At 67.0% G+C, this 17,068-nt stretch carries 17 protein-coding genes and 2 tRNA genes; 8 read left to right on the forward strand and 11 right to left on the reverse strand.

Annotated features, from left to right (window positions below; translation table 11 throughout):
• Window positions 1-53 precede the first annotated feature (53 nt).
• The gene (locus PFX98_RS22240) at window positions 54-524 is read right to left on the reverse strand and encodes a 2,4'-dihydroxyacetophenone dioxygenase family protein (RefSeq protein WP_285232664.1); all 471 of its coding nucleotides are present in this window, start codon (window positions 522-524) and stop codon (window positions 54-56) included.
• Window positions 525-768: 244 nt separating this feature from the next.
• Here PFX98_RS22240 and PFX98_RS22245 point away from each other — a divergent pair, with 244 nt between their 5' ends.
• Window positions 769-1,371 carry a hypothetical protein gene (locus tag PFX98_RS22245; protein WP_285232665.1) on the forward strand — a complete coding sequence of 201 codons (603 nt, stop codon included), beginning with the start codon at window positions 769-771 and terminating at the stop codon, window positions 1,369-1,371.
• Between the two features lie 77 nt (window positions 1,372-1,448).
• Here the strand turns inward: PFX98_RS22245 and PFX98_RS22250 are convergent, their stop codons facing one another.
• The 8 genes from PFX98_RS22250 to PFX98_RS22285 form a co-directional block, all read right to left on the reverse strand.
• Window positions 1,449-2,318: a substrate-binding periplasmic protein gene (locus PFX98_RS22250; RefSeq protein WP_285232666.1), complete on the reverse strand. Its 870-nt coding sequence runs from the start codon at window positions 2,316-2,318 to the stop codon at window positions 1,449-1,451.
• 39 nt (window positions 2,319-2,357) lie between these two features.
• Window positions 2,358-2,432, reverse strand: a tRNA-Val gene (locus PFX98_RS22255).
• Window positions 2,433-2,498: 66 nt separating this feature from the next.
• Window positions 2,499-2,573: transfer RNA gene (locus PFX98_RS22260), tRNA-Val, on the reverse strand.
• 87 nt (window positions 2,574-2,660) lie between these two features.
• Window positions 2,661-3,371 carry a DNA polymerase III subunit epsilon gene (dnaQ, locus tag PFX98_RS22265; protein WP_285232667.1) on the reverse strand — a complete coding sequence of 237 codons (711 nt, stop codon included), beginning with the start codon at window positions 3,369-3,371 and terminating at the stop codon, window positions 2,661-2,663.
• A 20-nt stretch (window positions 3,372-3,391) separates the two neighbouring features.
• Entirely contained in the window at window positions 3,392-4,192 is an 801-nt protein-coding gene (gene lgt, locus PFX98_RS22270) for a prolipoprotein diacylglyceryl transferase (RefSeq protein WP_285232668.1), read from the reverse strand.
• A gap of 34 nt (window positions 4,193-4,226) precedes the next feature.
• Window positions 4,227-5,222 (reverse strand): tetratricopeptide repeat protein, encoded by a 996-nt coding sequence (locus PFX98_RS22275; RefSeq protein WP_285232669.1) that lies wholly within the window; start codon window positions 5,220-5,222, stop codon window positions 4,227-4,229.
• 9 nt (window positions 5,223-5,231) lie between these two features.
• A complete protein-coding gene (locus PFX98_RS22280) occupies window positions 5,232-6,224 on the reverse strand; it encodes a tetratricopeptide repeat protein (RefSeq protein ID WP_285232670.1) in 993 nt (330 codons plus the stop codon).
• Window positions 6,225-6,256: 32 nt separating this feature from the next.
• On the reverse strand, window positions 6,257-7,234 hold the full coding sequence (locus tag PFX98_RS22285) for a LysR family transcriptional regulator (protein WP_285232671.1): 978 nt from the start codon (window positions 7,232-7,234) through the stop codon (window positions 6,257-6,259).
• 100 nt (window positions 7,235-7,334) lie between these two features.
• On the opposite strand from PFX98_RS22285, the gene ilvD reads away from it, so the two are divergent.
• Entirely contained in the window at window positions 7,335-9,014 is a 1,680-nt protein-coding gene (gene ilvD / locus PFX98_RS22290; RefSeq protein ID WP_285232672.1) for a dihydroxy-acid dehydratase, read from the forward strand.
• A 137-nt stretch (window positions 9,015-9,151) separates the two neighbouring features.
• Entirely contained in the window at window positions 9,152-9,517 is a 366-nt protein-coding gene (locus PFX98_RS22295) for a hypothetical protein (protein ID WP_285232673.1), read from the forward strand.
• Window positions 9,518-9,543: 26 nt separating this feature from the next.
• Here PFX98_RS22295 and PFX98_RS22300 read toward each other — a convergent pair whose 3' ends face one another.
• A complete protein-coding gene (locus PFX98_RS22300; RefSeq protein WP_285232674.1) occupies window positions 9,544-9,789 on the reverse strand; it encodes a TIGR04438 family Trp-rich protein in 246 nt (81 codons plus the stop codon).
• Window positions 9,790-9,948: 159 nt separating this feature from the next.
• Here PFX98_RS22300 and PFX98_RS22305 point away from each other — a divergent pair, with 159 nt between their 5' ends.
• Window positions 9,949-10,260 (forward strand): c-type cytochrome, encoded by a 312-nt coding sequence (locus tag PFX98_RS22305; protein ID WP_285232675.1) that lies wholly within the window; start codon window positions 9,949-9,951, stop codon window positions 10,258-10,260.
• Between the two features lie 63 nt (window positions 10,261-10,323).
• Here the strand turns inward: PFX98_RS22305 and acs are convergent, their stop codons facing one another.
• The gene (acs, locus tag PFX98_RS22310) at window positions 10,324-12,291 is read right to left on the reverse strand and encodes an acetate--CoA ligase (RefSeq protein ID WP_285232676.1); all 1,968 of its coding nucleotides are present in this window, start codon (window positions 12,289-12,291) and stop codon (window positions 10,324-10,326) included.
• A 163-nt stretch (window positions 12,292-12,454) separates the two neighbouring features.
• On the opposite strand from acs, the gene PFX98_RS22315 reads away from it, so the two are divergent.
• From PFX98_RS22315 to ahr, 4 genes are all read left to right on the forward strand, one after another.
• The gene (locus PFX98_RS22315; RefSeq protein WP_285232677.1) at window positions 12,455-13,057 is read left to right on the forward strand and encodes a TIGR00645 family protein; all 603 of its coding nucleotides are present in this window, start codon (window positions 12,455-12,457) and stop codon (window positions 13,055-13,057) included.
• Between the two features lie 58 nt (window positions 13,058-13,115).
• Entirely contained in the window at window positions 13,116-14,657 is a 1,542-nt protein-coding gene (locus PFX98_RS22320) for a fumarate hydratase (RefSeq protein ID WP_285232678.1), read from the forward strand.
• Between the two features lie 64 nt (window positions 14,658-14,721).
• On the forward strand, window positions 14,722-15,864 hold the full coding sequence (locus PFX98_RS22325) for a branched-chain amino acid ABC transporter substrate-binding protein (protein ID WP_285232679.1): 1,143 nt from the start codon (window positions 14,722-14,724) through the stop codon (window positions 15,862-15,864).
• A gap of 86 nt (window positions 15,865-15,950) precedes the next feature.
• Entirely contained in the window at window positions 15,951-16,964 is a 1,014-nt protein-coding gene (gene ahr / locus PFX98_RS22330) for an NADPH-dependent aldehyde reductase Ahr (RefSeq protein ID WP_285232680.1), read from the forward strand.
• The last annotated feature ends 104 nt before the right edge of the window (window positions 16,965-17,068 follow it).

Raw genomic sequence — 17,068 nt, forward strand, 5'->3', positions numbered from 1 at the left:
CGGTTTGTCTCCTGGACTTTTATGGATGTGGAGGGAGGAGGAAAAGGTCAGGCTCAGTGGCAGGCACTGATGTCCATGGGCTCGACGCCGGCATGCGCGCAATAAGCGAGGTAGCGCTGCATCACCGTCTTCCAGTTCTCGACCGCGAGCACCTGGCCGTGCTCGTCAAGAAAGGACAGATCGCCGGCAATGACGTTGAAGGTGAGGGTCTCGCCCGCGTGGCCCAGCGCCTCGGGCGTGTGGATGGCGGCGGCGGTCTCGAACACGACGCTGCCGGGGCCGGCAATCCAGTCGTGCTCGCGGTACTTCCAGCGGCCGCTGACCGTGAAGACGATCAGCGCGCCCGAGTGATGGTGGCGCGGCAGGTTCAGACCGGCCGGCGCGCGCAGCAGCAGAATCATCTCGCCGCGCACCGGATCGACGCGAAACACCTTCAGCTGCACGCCTTCCGAATAGGGCGTGAAGGGCAGCCAGGGCAGCGACTCATCGTCGATGACCGAGGTGCTGATCTGCTGAAAATACATCGCGGGCTCCAGCGGCTTGGGGTGCTCGCATGGTCGCGACTCGGCCCTCCGGCAGCGATGTCTGGGCCCGCCAGGTGGCAGTCAGTTTCCGCCAGGGAGTGTTTGCCCTAGGAGGCCGCCCGGGGCCAATTTGGAGCGCTCACACTAGGAATTGCGCCCCTCTTGGGTATCCCTCTCTAGAACTCGCCGCCCATACTGCAGGCGAACCATCCAACCAATCAACTACCCGCAGCGAGGCCACCCCATGCGCAACCCCACCCTGACCCGCGTCACCCTCAACACCGTCGAACATTGCCGCATCGCCGCCAAGCAGTTCGTGCTGGCTTACCGCCTGGGCAGCCAGCGCGTCATCGGCAAGCTGGACGGCGCCTTGGCCAACACCGCCGTGAGCCCCCGCATCACGGGTCTGACCGGCTGGGTCGCCAAGGGCGTGGAACAGGTGGCCGAGCGCAGCACCCAGGCCATCGACTTCGGTGCGCACACCGCCGCCGCCCAAGTGAGCAAGGCCGCCAAGCTGGTGAAGGGTGTGGACAACGAGATGCTGGCGAACGGCCTGCAGACCGCCTCGCGCCTGAGCCTGCCCACCGCGCTGGCCCTGCTGGCCGTGGCCGGCAAGGCCGCCGCTGGCGCCGACAGCCTGGTGAAGGCGGTGCAGCCGACGAAAAAGCTCGCCAAGCGCGCCGTGCGTCCGACGCGCCCCGCCGTGAAGGCGGCCGTGAAGCGTGCCGCCCGCAAGCCCGCCGTCAAGGCCGTGAAGGCGATGAAGCCGGTGGTGGCAGCAAAGGCCAAGCCGGTGCGCGTTGCCGCCAAGAAGGTGGCCGTGACGACCGAACCCGCCGCCGCCTGAAGAGCAGCTGAAGCCTGAGCAAACGGCCCGCCTGCGCGGGCCGTTGCCACGTCTGAGGCCGTGAAAGCTGCGTCCGCTCAGGGTTTGAAGGGCATTTCCCCGCCGTGCTTGAGCCACAGGCGGCGTGCGTCGCCCGATCGGATGAGTCGCTCAATGCCGGCGTTGATCTCGGGTAGCAAGCCGGCTGCCGGGCCGTCCTTCATGGTCAGCAAATGCGCTGCCGGCGCATCCACATCCGGCAGCTCGGCATGCGCGAGCTCGCGGATGGAGAGAAAGTCCTTGCCCAGGTACTTGAAATTGCTGATGAGCTCCAACTCCTCGACAAAGAAGTCGCAGCGCCCGCGCAGCAGCATGCGAATCATGCCCTCATAGCCGCTGTTGCTGATCTGCAGTTCCGCGGCCTTCAGGCCGTAGTGCGCATAGCTACCGCTGGCCATGCCACAGCCCCGGTACTTCCTTAGATCGGCCTTGCTCGCCAACTCGAGAGGCGCATCGGCCCTGAAGAACACCTGGGGCGTGAGTGAGCGATAGTGCCGTGAATAGTCAAAACGCTTGGCGCGCTCAGCGTCGTAATAGCCGCCCATCGCGAAGTCGATCCGCCCCTGCTCCACCTCCCTGAGGCAGCGCGCCCAGGGCATGCCGATGAAGCGGGGCTCCTGCCCTGCGGGCAACGCCAATCGAATCAACTCGACCGCATAGCCGCTGACGTTGGTGCTGCGCTGGCCGTCCGCATCCTTGACCCAGTACAGCGAGGGCGGTGGGTCGGGATCGCCGCAAAAGCTCAATTCCGCATGGCTGGATGCACTGCCGCATAGGGCTGCGAGACCCCACATCCATTGCCAGCGACCCAGCCTATCGAACCGCAACTTCAAGCTCGCCCCCCCTGCCTTTGCAGCGACGCCAGTGTGCCATGCCGTCCAGCAGCACCGAAAGCCCCGCGCGAGCAAGAAAAAACCCCACGAGGCCTGCGCCTTGTGGGGTTGATCTGGTGGGCGGTGCAGGGTTCGAACCTGCGACCCCTGCCGTGTGAAGGCAGTGCTCTACCGCTGAGCTAACCGCCCGGTATCTGGGGGCTTCGTGCAACAAGGTCAGAAGCGAAATCGATACGGTTGCCGATCTCTGAATTCTGGTGGGCGGTGCAGGGTTCGAACCTGCGACCCCTGCCGTGTGAAGGCAGTGCTCTACCGCTGAGCTAACCGCCCGGTCCTGTTGCCGAACGAATCAAAAGTTTAAACTTTCAATTCGTCAACCGGGAAGCCCACGATTATGCCACGACATTACTGGCTCGATCAAGCTTCTTGCCAGATTCTTTTTCCGCCGCTGGCCTTGTCGAGATCCGCCAGCAGGCTCTGGTGGGCCTCCAGCTCGGCGGCGCTGGCGGCCAGCACCGGCAGCTGGAAGCGGCTGAAGTCGATCGCCTCGAGCTGGAAGTCGGCATTGCCGCTGCCGGCATTGCCGCCGCCCTCGTCCATCACCAGCGAGTCCTGGCCGCGCGTCAGGCGGATGTAGACCTCGGCCAGCAGCTCGGCGTCCAGCAAGGCGCCGTGCAGGGTGCGGCTGGAGTTGTCGACCTCCAGGCGCTTGCACAGCGCGTCGAGCGAGTTCGCCTTGCCGGGGAACATGTCGCGCGCCATCAGCAAGGTGTCGCGCACGCCGCCGACGATGTCGGTGATGGGCGGCTGGCCCAGCCGGCGCAGCTCGGCGTTCATGAAGCCGACGTCGAAGCCGGCGTTGTGGATCACCAGTTCGGCGCCACGCAGAAACTCCAGCAACTCCTCGGCCACACTGGCGAACACCGGCTTGTCGGCCAGGAATTCGTCGGTCAGGCCGTGGATGCGCACCGCCTCCTCATCGCTCGCGCGCTCGGGGTTGATGTAGAGGTGCAGGTTGTTACCGGTGAGCTGGCGGTTCACCATCTCGACGCAGCCGACCTCGATGATGCGGTCGCCCGCCTCGGCACGCAGGCCGGTGGTTTCGGTATCGAAAAATATCTGACGCATGGGGAAGAATGAAGGAGCGCTCAGGCGGGGCGGCGGCGGCTGGCCCACCACCAGATCAGCAGCCCCGCCGCAATCATCGGCAAAGACAGCCATTGTCCCTGACTCAGGTTCAGCGCCCGCAGGCCCAGGAAGTCGTCGGGCTCGCGGAAGAATTCGGCGGCAAAGCGCAGCATGCCGTAGCCGATCAGGAACATGCCCGAGACCTGGCCGGTCAGGCGCGGCTTGCGCGCATACAGCCACAGCAATACGAACAGCAACAGGCCCTCGCCCAGGAACTGGTAAATCTGCGAGGGATGGCGCGGCAGGGTCGAGCCCGACTGCGGAAACACCATCGCCCAGGGCAGGCTGGGGTCGGCCGCGCGGCCCCACAGCTCGCCGTTGATGAAGTTGCCCACGCGTCCGGCCGCCAGGCCGGTGGGCACGCAGGGGGCGATCAGATCGGTGACCTCGAAGAAGCTGCGCCCGCGCAGCCGCGCGAACAGCGCCATCGCCAGGATCACGCCCAGCAGCCCGCCGTGAAAGGCCATGCCGCCCTTCCAGACCGCGAACACCTCGCCCAGGTTCGCCAGGTAATAGGCGGGCTTGTAGAACAGCACATAGCCCAGCCGTCCGCCCAGCACCACGCCCAGCACGCCAAAGAACAGCAGGTCATCGACATCGCGCTTGACCCAGCCACGCGCGGCAGGTGCCGGCTGCGCCACGCGCAGGTTCGCCAGCCAGAGAAACATGCCGAAAGCGGCCAGGTAGGTGATGCCGTACCAATGAATGGCCAGCGGGCCTAGCTGCAGCGCGACCGGATTGAACTGGGGATGGACCCACATGCGACGACTTCCTCTTGATGAGAACTGGCGCGCATCATACGGGGCCCATCTCCTTCAAACGCCTGCGGCAGTCTTCGGCATTGCTGGGGCTGGCGCGGCGGTTCTGCAAATAGCGCTCAAAGGCCGCCCGGGCCTGCGCCTTGTCGCCCTTGGCCTGCAGCGCGATGCCCAGGCGATGGTCGAGCGGGAAGTCCTCGGCGCCGTCCATCTCCTTGGCACGCTCGTACTGCCGGATGGCCTCGTCGTATTGCTCCTGGGCGAAATAGATGCGCGCCAGACCATAGGCAGCCAGGGCCTGGCGGGGCTGCTCCTTGAGCATGCGCTCGAAGCCGGCGATGGCCTTGGCGTACTGGCGCTGGTCAAGCCACTCCTTGCCCAGCACGCCCCACACCAGCCGCCATTCATTGAGCAGGCTGGGGTCGGCGGCGATGCGCACGCTCAGCAGCTCCTTCTCGGCCAGCGCCCAGTTCTTCTCGCTGCCGGCCACACGGGCGCGCATCAGCTTGGCGAACTCGGGCTGGCTGGCGCGCACCTGCTCTTCCAGCTCGCGCGCCTTGCCCACGCCGCCGCCGGCAAAGGCCGGCACCAGCAGGTAGTACTGGTGCAGGCTGCTGCGCGCCTCGATGAAATCGGGCTTGAGCTCCAGCGCGCGCTGCAAATGCTTTCTGATCGGGCCGGCCAGGCTGATGATCTTCATGGCGCCGCCGTTGCGCGCCTGCATGGTCATCACCGAGGCCAGGGCGTAATGACAAAGGGCCTCGTCGGGATGCTGGTCCACGCAGTCTTGCATCAGGCGCGCGGCGGCATCCACGCGCTTGCGGTCCGCCAGCGTCATCTGCGAGAGCGCGAAGGCCGCGCTCGCCTGCAGGTCCTGCGGCTGCTCGCGCAGGCGCGCCTGCGCCTGGCGTTCCATCTCGTCGCTGCGGCCGGCATCCAGCAGGCCCTGCCAAGGGCCGTCGGTGAACACCAGGGCCTGGGCGCCCTGCCATGCCAACAGGCTGGTACAAAGAAGCAGTCGCAGCAGTCTCATGCGAACACTCTAGCCCAGCTCGGCCAGGCGCTTCTTGGCGTCTTCCAGATTGCGCGGATTGGCCTTCTTGTTGGCGACGAAGCGCTCCAGCAGGGCCTTGGCCTGGGCCTTGTCGCCCTTCATCTGCCAGGCCACGCCGAGGCGGTGGTCCAAGGGCAAGGCCTCGGCGCCCTCCAGGCCGCGGGCGCGCTCGAACTGCCGGATCGCCTCGTCGAGCTGGCCGGTTTCGGTGGCCACGCGGCCAAGGCCGTAACCCGCCGCGGCATACTGCGGCTGCTCGCGCTGCAGCTGCTCGAACCAGGCCTTGGCCTTGGCGTACTGCTTGTCGCGCAGGTACTGGTAGCCCTGCCCCGCCCAGGCCTCGCGCCATTCGGTCTGCAGGCCCAGGTCCTTGCCGGGCTTGAGGCTCGCGAGCTCGCGCTCGGCCTCGGCATAGTTGTCCTCATGCTGGGCCACGCGCGCACGCATCAGCTTGGCATGCTCGGGCATGTCCCGCAGATCTTGGGCCAGCTCCTTGGCCTTGCTGACGCTGCCGCCGGCCATGCCCGGCGCCATCAGATAGAACTGCTGCAAGGCGCTGCGCATCTCGAAGGAGCCGGGCTCCAGCTCGAAGGCCTTGCTGAAGGCCTCCTTGACCTTGCCGGCCAGGCTCATGGCCTTGAACATGCTGGCGCCCATCGCCTGCGCACCCAGCACGCGGCCCAGCGCGAAATGGCAGATGGCATCCCTAGGCTGGCGCTCCACGCATTGCTGCATGGTCTTGGCGGCCGCATCGAGCCGGGCACCGTCGCCGGCGTCCAGCGCGCTCAGCGCCAGCGCCGCGGCGGCCTGGGTGTCAGCCGGATTGGCGCGCAGGCGCGCCTGCGCCATCTTGTCGAGCTCCTCCGCCTTGCCGCCCTCCCAGACCGACTGCAGCTGCGGATCCTTGAACACCGCCGCCTGGGCAGACAGGGCGGTGGCCAGCGACAGTGAGACCAGGCACAGAAGACGGTGTTTGCGCATGAGGGCTTGTGAATGGGTGAGTAGGTCTGGGCTCAACGTTGCATGGGACGCTTGGTTGACGGCCTTGAAGTGGGCGCATTGTGCACAGCGCCCGCACGCTTACCAGCCCTGGCTTTCGGCACTTGCGCCAGCGCCGCGCGCACATGCTCGACAAAGCGCGCCACCACCGGGCTGGCGCCGGCGCGCCAGATCAGGCTGGTCTCGCAGGCCGGCACCTGCGCCTGCAGCTGCTGGTAGCGCACGCCCGGCCGTTGCAGCGCGCTCAAGCCCTCGGGCACCCAGGCCACCCCCATGCCGGCCGACACCAGGTTGACGATGGTCTGCATCTGGATCGCCTCCTGCGCGATCTGCGGCGTGGCGCCATGGCCGCGGTAAAAGCTCAGCAGCGCGTCGTACAGCGAGGGCGCGATCTCGCGCGGGAAGATCACCAGCGGTTCGCTCAGCAGCAGCGCCAACGCCGCGGCCGGCGCCCTGGGCAGCGCCACGCTCTCGGGCAGGGCCAGCACCATGGGTTCGACGCTGATGCGCAGGGCCTCGAAACCGGCCGGCGCGGCGCCGGGCGGATGGATCACGAAGCCGGCATCCAGATCGCCGCGCTCGAAGTGATGCAGCTGCACGTCCAGCGTGGCCTCGCGCAGGGCCAGCGCAATGCCCGGATGCGCAGCGCGGAAGCTGCGCAACCACTGCGGCAGCTCGCCATAGCCGACGGTGGACACGAAGCCCAGGCGCAAGCGCCCGTGCAGGCCCGCGGCGGCCGATTGCAGCAGCGCGGGCAGCTGCTCGATCTCTTCGAGCAGCTTGGCCGCCACCGGCAGCAGGGCGGCGCCGGCGGGGCTCAGCGCCACCGAGCGCCGGTTGCGTTCGAACAGCGCCACGCCCAGGCTCTGCTCCAGCTTCTGGATCGCCATGCTGAGCGGCGGCTGGGTCATGTGCAGTGCCGCGGCGGCGCGCCCGTAATGCAGCTGCTGGGCCAGCACCAGAAATTGGCGGAGGCTGCGGGTCTCGATCACTGATACACCCTATGAATCATTAACTCATGAAACATATATTGGACCAGAGACTGGCCCAACTGCATACTCACCGCACTTCCCCTACCCTGCTTCGCACACCATGAGCTACAACCGCCGCTCCAAGAACATCACCGAAGGCGTGGCCCGCGCCCCCAATCGCTCCATGTACTACGGCATGGGCTACCAGGAGAGCGACTTCGGCAAGCCCATGATCGGCGTGGCCAACGGCCACTCCACCATCACGCCCTGCAACTCGGGCCTGCAGAAGCTGGCCGATGCGGCCGTCATCGGCCTCAAGGAGGCCGGCGCGAACCCGCAGATCTTCGGCACGCCCACCATCTCCGACGGCATGGCGATGGGCACCGAGGGCATGAAGTACAGCCTGGTGTCGCGCGAGGTGATCTCCGACTGCGTGGAAACCTGCGTGGGCGGCCAGTGGATGGACGGCGTGATCGTGATCGGCGGCTGCGACAAGAACATGCCCGGCGGCATGATGGGCATGCTGCGCGCCAATGTGCCGGCGCTCTACGTCTACGGCGGCACCATCCTGCCCGGTAAGTACAAGGGCCAGGACCTCAACATCGTCAGCGTGTTCGAGGCGGTGGGCCAGTTCAGCGCCGGCAAGATGAGCGAGGAAGATTTCTGCCAGATCGAGCGCCGCGCCATTCCCGGCAGCGGCTCCTGCGGCGGCATGTATACCGCCAACACCATGAGCTCGGCCTTCGAGGCGCTGGGCATGAGCCTGCCCTACTCCTCCACCATGGCGAACGTGGAAGACGAGGTGGTGGAGAACGTGAAGAAGGCCGCCGCGGTGCTGGTCGAGGCGGTCAAGCAGGACCTGAAGCCGCGCGACATCGTCACCAAGAAGGCGATCGAGAACGCGGTGGCGGTGATCATGGCCACCGGCGGCTCCACCAATGCGGTGCTGCACTTCCTGGCGATCGCGCATGCGGCCGAGGTCGACTGGACGATCGACGACTTCGAGCGCGTGCGCCGCCAGACCCCGGTGCTGTGCGACCTCAAGCCCAGCGGCCGTTACCTGGCGATCGACCTGCACCATGCCGGCGGCATCCCGGCGGTGATGAAGGAGCTGCTCAAGGCCGGGCTGCTGCATGGCGATGCCATGACCATCACCGGCAAGACCGTGGCCGAGAACCTCGCCGAGGTGCCCGACCTGCGCGCCGACCAGGACGTCATCCGCCCGGTCGGCAAGCCCATCTACGCCGAGGGCCACCTGGCGATCCTGAAGGGCAATCTCTCGCCCGAGGGCTGCGTGGCCAAGATCACCGGCCTGAAGAACCCCGTCATCACCGGCCCGGCGCGCGTCTTCGACGACGAGCAATCGGCGCTGGCCGCCATCATGGCCGGCAAGATCGTGGCCGGCGACGTGATGGTGCTGCGCTATCTGGGCCCCAAGGGCGGCCCCGGCATGCCCGAGATGCTGGCCCCCACCGGCGCCCTGATCGGCCAGGGCCTGGGCGAGAGCGTGGGCCTGATCACCGACGGCCGCTTCTCCGGCGGCACCTGGGGCATGGTGGTCGGCCATGTGGCACCCGAGGCCTACGAGGGCGGCGTGATCGCGCTGGTGCACGAGGGCGACCGCATCACCATCGATGCGCACCAGCTGCTGCTGGAGCTGCATGTGGACGCCGCCGAGCTGGCCAAGCGCCGCGCCGCCTGGGTACAGCCCGCACCTCGCTACACCCGTGGCGTGCTGGCCAAGTTCGCCAAGAACGCGTCGAGCGCGAGCTCGGGCGCGGTGCTTGACAAGTTCGAGTGAGGCCGGGCCCGGGGTCAGATCTTGACGGCCTGACCCCGCCACCGTGCAGTTCATCGCATGGCGGGCACGGGCCGCGGGCCGCTGTCGAACAATCGCGTCAAGCGGGCCCGCTGTGGGCCCGATCAGACCGATTGCCCATGATGATCAAGAACCTCGCCCTCAAGTCTGTGCTCGCGCTCGGCATCGCCAGCCTGTTCAGCGCCTGCGCCATCACCGTGAATGCCGACGGCGGCCCCACCGGCCAGCGCGTCATGCGCAGCACCGGCACGGCCAAGTTCCAATGCGTGCAGAGCGCCAGCGGCCAATGCTTCTACGCGCTCTACACGAGCCGCTGCCAAAGTCTGGAAGGCACGGGCGGCAAGGCCGCCACCAGCTGCACCCATCAGGTGATCGAGGAATTCAGCGTGCCGGTGGGGCAGACGCGCGAACTGCATCAGCTGCCCAACGGCTACCAGCAATGCATGCGCGCCGACGCCAAGCCCGAGATCCCGCACTGCAGCTGAGCGCCAAGCCGGCGGCGGCGCCACGCTCAGCGGCGGCGCTGCTTCTCGCCCTGCCCCAGCGCTTCCAGCGCCTTCTCGCGGCGCGCGGCCTTCTTCTCGTCCATGCGCTCCATCACCTTCTTCTGCGTGTAGCCATGCGAGTCGGCCCAGCCCCACCAGGCGATGGCCAGACCGAAAGGCGCCAGCACGACGAGCCAGCTCCAGTCGACCACGGGCGCCACCGCTGCCAGCTTGAGCAACAACAGCACCAGGCCGATGGCTAAGAACCACATTGACAACTCCTTTCGCACGTGTGAAACCCTGCTGACGTGATGGCGCGGGAACACGCCCCTACAATCATTTCAGCAGCTTGCTTGACGGGACTGTAGAGCAGTTTGGTCGAGCCGGCGCGAGAGTTACCCTTCCTCGTGCATGACCCCCGAAAGGACGCTATGAAGTCGACCCTGATCGCCCTGGCCGCCGTCGCCGCCACCCTGGCCGCACCCGCCGCCTTCGCCAACGCCGAGCTGGCGCAAAAGAAGAACTGCATGGCCTGCCATGCCCTGGACAAGAAGCTCGTCGGCCCCGCCTACAAAGACGTGGCCGCCAAGTACGCCAAGGACAAGGATGCGGTGAAGAAGCTCTCCGAGAAGATCGTCAAGGGCGGTTCCGGCGTCTGGGGCCCGGTGCCGATGCCCGCCAACACGCAGGTCAGCCCGGCCGAAGCCGAGACGCTGGCCAAGTGGGTCCTCACAGTGAAGTAAACCCTCTGCTCCAAAGCAAAAGGCCCGCATCAGCGGGCCTTTCCTTTTGGCTTGCGCCTTGCCTCAATAGGCTTGGCCCAATTGCTCAAGGATCGCCGGGTTCTCCAGCGTGCTGGTGTCCTGGGTCACGCTCTCACCCTTGGCCACCGAGCGCAGCAGGCGGCGCATGATCTTGCCGGAGCGGGTCTTGGGCAGGTTGTCGCCGAAGCGGATGTCCTTGGGCTTGGCGATCGGGCCGATCTCCTTGGCCACATGGTCGCGCAGCTGCTTGGCAATCGCCTTGGCCTCGTCGCCGGTGGGGCGCGGACGCTTCAGCACCACGAAGGCGCAGATCGCCTCGCCAGTGGTGTCGTCGGGGCGGCCCACCACCGCGGCCTCGGCCACCAGCTCGGTGCAGCTGACCAGCGCCGATTCGATCTCCATCGTGCCCATGCGGTGGCCGGAGACGTTCAGCACGTCGTCGATGCGGCCGGTGATGGTGAAGTAGCCGGTCTTCTCGTCGCGGATCGCGCCGTCGCCGGCCAGGTAGTAGCCACGCAGCTCGCTGGGGTAGTAGCTCTTCTTGAAGCGCTCGGGGTCGCCGTAGATGGTGCGGATCATCGAGGGCCAGGGCTTCTTCACCACCAGGATGCCGCCCTGGCCGTTGGGCACGTCATTGCCCAGTTCGTCCACGATGGCGGCCTGGATGCCCGGGAAGGGCAGCGTGCAGGAGCCCGGCACCAGCGGCGTGGCGCCCGGCAGCGGGGTGATCATGTGGCCGCCGGTCTCGGTCTGCCAGAAGGTGTCGACGATGGGGCAGCGGCCGCCACCGATGTGCTGGTGGTACCACTCCCAGGCGGCCGGGTTGATGGGCTCGCCCACCGAACCCAGGATGCGCAGCGAGCCGAGGTCGTAGTTCTTGGGGTGCACGGCCTCGTTGCTCTCGGCCGCCTTGATGAGCGAGCGGATCGCGGTGGGCGCGGTGTAGAAGATGCTGACCTTGTGGTCCTGGATCATCTTCCAGAAACGGCCGGCGTCCGGGTAGGTGGGCACGCCCTCGAACACGATCTCGGTGCCGCCCAGCGCCAGCGGGCCGTAGCTGATGTAGGTGTGGCCGGTGACCCAGCCGATGTCGGCGGTGCACCAGAACACATCGTCGTCCTTCAGGTCGAAGGTCCATTTGGTGGTGAGCGCCGCATGCAGCAGATAGCCGCCGGTGCTGTGCTGCACGCCCTTGGGCTTGCCGGTGGAGCCCGAGGTGTAGAGCAGGAAGAGCGGATGCTCGGCACTCACCCACTCCGGCTCACAGCTGCTCGACTGGCCCTGCAGCACCTCGTGCAGCCAGAGGTCGCGGCCGGCCACCCAGGCGATCTTGCCGCCGGTGCGCTGGTAGACGATCACGTCCTTGAGCGTGGGGCAGGCGTTGTCGGCCAGGGCCTCGTCGACGATGGCCTTGAGCGGCAGCTGCTTGCCGCCGCGCACCTGCTCGTCGGCGGTGATCACCATCACCGCGCCGGCATCCTGGATGCGGTCGCGCAGGCTCTGCGCCGAGAAACCGCCGAACACCACCGAGTGGGTGGCGCCGATGCGGGCGCAGGCCTGCATGGCGGCCACGCCTTCCACCGACATGGGCATGTAGATGACGACACGGTCGCCCTTCTTCACGCCGCGCGCCTTCAGCGCATTCGCCAGCTGTGCGACCTTGGCCAGCAGCTCGCTGTACGTGACCTTGGTGACCTCGCCGCCATCGGCCTCGAAGATGATGGCGGTCTTGTCACCCTTGCCCGCCTCGATATTGCGGTCCAGGCAGTTGTAGGAGACGTTCAGCGTGCCGTCCTCGAACCACTTGAAGAACGGCGCCTCGCTGTCGTTGAGCACCTTGGTGAAGGGCGTCTTCCAGCTCAGGAACTCGCGCGCCAGACGCGCCCAGTAGCCCTCGTAATCGGTTGCCGCCTCCTTGACCAGGGCCTCGTAGGCCGCCATGCCCGAGACATGGGCCGATTTCGCTGCGGCCTCCGAGGGCAGATACAGCGTTGCGGGTGAATTGCTCATGGTGTCTCTCTCCTGGTCTCAGAATTGAAATAAAGCGCTGGGCGCTACTGTGCGGCCTGCATCTGACGAACCGCTTACTCTTGTAGAAGACATTCTGCCGTCACCGCAGTGACAGTCACAGGGTCTCACTAGAATCCGCCGCCAACACCCAAGCGAGCTACCCATGAATTCACAACCCCCAAGCAATCCCAAGCTCGGCCTGCTGCCGCAACTGATCTTCGGCAGCCGCTGGCTGCAGCTGCCGCTCTACCTGGGCCTGATCCTGGCCCAGGCGGTCTATGTGTTCCAGTTCTGGACCGAGCTGGTGCACCTGATCGAGGCCGCCTTCGGCAACAGCGCCGCGCTCGAACTGCTGGTCAAGAGCATCGGCTACAAGGCCGACGCCGGCCCGCTCAAGCTCAACGAGACCATCATCATGCTGGTGGTGCTGGGTCTGATCGACGTGGTGATGATTTCCAACCTGCTCATCATGGTGATCGTGGGCGGCTACGAGACCTTCGTCTCCCGCATGAACCTAGAGGGCCACCCCGACCAGCCCGAATGGTTGAGCCATGTGAACGCCTCGGTGCTCAAGGTCAAGCTGGCCACCGCCATCATCGGCATCTCCAGCATCCACCTGCTCAAGACCTTCATCAATGCCGACAACTATGCCGAGAAGACACTGCTGTGGCAGACCGTGATCCACATCGCCTTCCTACTCTCGGCGATGGCGATCGCGATGACCGACCGCCTGCTGGCCCACCACGCACCCGACGACAAGCATTGAGTCAGCCTGGCCTCGTACACTGGGCCAAGCTTCAACACCTTTCCTCCTGGAACGCCCCATGAGCACCACCATCCGCTACGCCGACCTCGTCGACAGCGTTGCCGCCGCCCTGCAGTACATCAGCTACTACCACCCCGCCGACTACATCCAGCATCTGGCGCGCGCCTACGAGCGCGAGCAGAGCCCGGCGGCCAAGGATGCGATCGCGCAGATCCTCACCAACAGCCGCATGTGCGCCGAGGGTCGCCGCCCGATCTGCCAGGACACCGGCATCGTCAACGTGTTCCTGAAGATCGGCATGGATGTGCGCTGGGGCGACTTCCCCGGCTCGATCCAGGACGCCGTCAACGAGGGCGTGCGCCGCGCCTACAACCATCCGGACAACAAGCTGCGCGCCTCGGTGCTGGCCGACCCGATCTTCGAGCGCAAGAACACCAAGGACAACACGCCCGCGGTGGTCTTCATGGAGGTGGTGCCGGGCAACACGGTGGACGTGATCGTCGCCGCCAAGGGCGGCGGCTCCGAGAACAAGAGCAAGGTCTATATGCTCAACCCGAGCGACAACATCGTCGACTGGGTGCTCAAGACCGTGCCGACCATGGGCGCCGGCTGGTGCCCGCCGGGCATGCTGGGCATCGGCGTCGGCGGCACGGCCGAGAAGGCCGCGCTGCTGGCCAAGGAAGCCCTGATGGACGATATCGACATGTACGAGCTGCTCGAGCGCGGCCCGCAGAACAAGCTCGAGGAACTGCGCATCGAGCTGTACGAGAAGGTCAACGCGCTGGGCATCGGCGCACAGGGCCTGGGTGGCCTGACCACGGTGCTGGACGTCAAGATCAAGACCTACCCCACGCATGCCGCGTCGAAGCCGATCGCGATGATCCCCAACTGCGCGGCCACCCGCCATGCGCATTTCGTGCTCGACGGCTCGGGCCCCAGCTACCTGACCCCGCCGAGCCTGGACCTGTGGCCCGATGTGCACTGGGCGCCCGACTACAACAAGAGCAAGCGCGTCGACCTCAACACCCTCACCAAGGCCGAGGTGGCGAGCTGGAAGCCGGGCGACACCCTGCTGCTGAACGGCAAGATGCTGACCGGCCGCGATGCCGCGCACAAGCGCATCCAGGACATGCTGGCCAAGGGCGAGCAGCTGCCAGTGGACTTCACCAACCGCGTGATCTATTACGTCGGCCCGGTCGACCCGGTGCGCGATGAGGTGGTGGGCCCGGCCGGCCCGACCACCGCCACCCGCATGGACAAGTTCACCCGCATGATGCTGGAACAGACCGGCCTGATCGCGATGGTGGGCAAGGCCGAACGCGGCCAGATCGCCATCGACGCGATCAAGGACAACCAGAGCGCCTACCTGATGGCCGTGGGCGGTGCCGCCTACCTGGTCAGCAAGGCGATCAAGGCCGCGCCGGTGGTGGGCTTTGCCGACCTGGGCATGGAAGCGATCTACGAGTTCGACGTGGTCGACATGCCCGTCACCGTGGCGGTCGATGCCGGCGGCACCAGCGCCCATGTCACCGGCCCGGCCGAGTGGCAGCAGCGCATTGCCGGCGGCAAGACGGTGGCCATTCCGGTCAACGCGGCCTGAAGCGCCGAACCTTGCTCCAAGGCCACCGCATGCGGTGGCTTTTTCACATTCACAAGCACCCGACATGCATCGTAGAAACCTGATCCTCGCCGCCGCCGCGGCACCCCTCACCGCCCTGCTCGCGGCCTGCTCCCGCATCCCCGACACCGTGCGCATTGGCGTGGCCCAGCCGCTCAGCGGCCCGCTGGGCGCGCTGGGCAAGGACATGCTGGCCGGTGTGCAGATGGCGGTGCAGGACCTGAATGCCGCCAACTACTCGGTGCAGGGCAAGCGCGTGCAGCTCGAGGTGCTGGCCAAGGACGACAAGTCCGACGCCGCCACCGGCAAGGCGGTGGCGCAGGAGCTGGTGGACGCCGGTGTGGTGGCGGTGATCGGCCACCTGAACTCGGGCGTCAGCATCGAGACCGCGCCCATCTACGCCAAGGCCGGCATCGCTCAGCTGGCGATCTCCACCAACCCGCGCTACACCCAGCTGGAGCTGGCCACCACCCTGCGCCTGGTGGCCAACGACGATATGCAGGCCAAGGCCATGGCCAGCTACGCGCTCGGTCAGATCGGCGCGCAGCGCTATGCCCTGGTGGACGACGCCACGCCCTATGGCAAGGGCCTGATGGCGGGCGTGGCGGCGCTGCTGAAGAAGCATGACAAGGCGCCCGCGGTGAGCGCCAGCCTCGACGCCAAGACCACCCAGTTCGACGAACTGGTGGCGCGCCTGGTGGCGGCCCGCATCGATTGCGTCATCACCACGCTGGCGGACTTCCAGGTCGAGGCGCTGGTGAAGGCGATGGGCAAGGCCGGCCTGCGCGAGGCCACCCTGCTGGGCGGCGACACCATCAAGACCAGCACCCTGCCCAAGCTGGACCTGCCCATCAGGGCGGTGTATGCGACCTCGCCCATCATCGAGCCCTACGAGTTCAATGCCGGCCCGGCCTTCGAGAAGCGCTACAGCGAGCTGGCCAAGCAAGGCATCGTCTACGGCGCGCATTACGCCCACGACGCGGTCTACTCCATCACCCAGGGCCTGACGCGCGCCGGCTCGGCCGATCCGGCCGCGGTGCTGAAGGCGATGAAGGCGCTGGACCTGCATGGCCCGGTCACCGCCAGCCTGCGCTACGACGCCCAGGGCGAGCAGAAATTCGGCACCATCAGCGTCTACGCCATCGAGAAGGGCCGCTGGGTCTCGGCGATGCGTTCGGCGGACTGGTGATGTCTGGATGGCTGCGGGCGTCGCCTGGGTGACCCGCCCGGGCGCGCGCAGGCTTGAGAATCGGCTGCTATCCCAAGGAGCCCATCTTGAGCCAGATCCACGCCTGGGCCGCCAGCACCGCCGGCGGCCCGCTGCAGCCCTTTGACTACGACCCTGGCCCGCTGGGCGAGGAAGAGGTGGAGATCCGCGTCGAGCATTGCGGCATCTGCCATTCCGACCTCGCCATGGTCGACAGCGAATGGTTCCCGGCCAGCTATCCGGTGGTGCCCGGCCACGAGGTGGTCGGCATCGTCACCGCCCTGGGCCCGCGCGCCAAGGGCCGCAGCATCGGCCAGCGCGTCGGCATCGGCTGGCACACCGGCAGCTGCTCGCATTGCCAGTTCTGCCTGGGCGGCGAGCAGAACCTCTGCGGCCAGCGCCAGCCCACCATCATCGGCCGCCACGGCGGCTTTGCCGATCGCCTGCGCGCGCACTGGAGCTGGGCCGTGCCGATTCCCGCGGCGCTCGATCCGGCCGCGGCCGGCCCGCTGATGTGCGGCGGCGGCACCGTCTTCCTGCCCTTCGTGATCCACAGCATCAAGCCCACCGATCGCGTCGGCGTGGTGGGCATCGGCGGCCTGGGCCATCTGGCGGTGAAGTTCGCGCGCGCCTGGGGTTGCGAGGTCACGGCCTTCACCTCCTCGCCATCCAAGCGTGAGGAGGCACTGGCGCTGGGCGCGCACAAGACCATCTCCAGCGTCGACCTCAAGGAGCTGAAGGCGGCCGCCGGCTCGCTCGACTTCCTGCTCATCACCGTCGGCGCCAGCCTCGAGTGGGACGCGCTGATCGGCACGCTCGCACCCAAGGGCCGCATGCACATGGTGGGGGTGGTGACCGACAAGATGGCGATCAAGAGCGGCGGCCTGCTGAGCTGGCAGCGCAGCCTCTCGGCCTCGCCCACGCCGGCCCCCGCGGTGCTGGCGCGCATGCTGGACTTCGCGGCGCGCCACCAGATCCTGCCGCAGGTGGAGCGCTTCCCGATGAGCCGGGTGAACGAGGCGGTCGAGCATCTGCGCAGCGGCAAGGCGCGCTACCGGGTGGTGCTGGACGCCGGCGCCTGACCCCCTGATTGAGGGGCCCGCCTCCTACCCACGGGGGATGGGCCTGGCAAGCCCCTAGAAGCGAAGATCCCTCCCACGGATGCGGAGGCAGCCATGAGCCGGCA

Origin of the sequence: Paucibacter sediminis, from assembly GCF_030254645.1 — a bacterium.
Lineage (GTDB): Bacteria > Pseudomonadota > Gammaproteobacteria > Burkholderiales > Burkholderiaceae_C > Paucibacter_B > Paucibacter_B sediminis.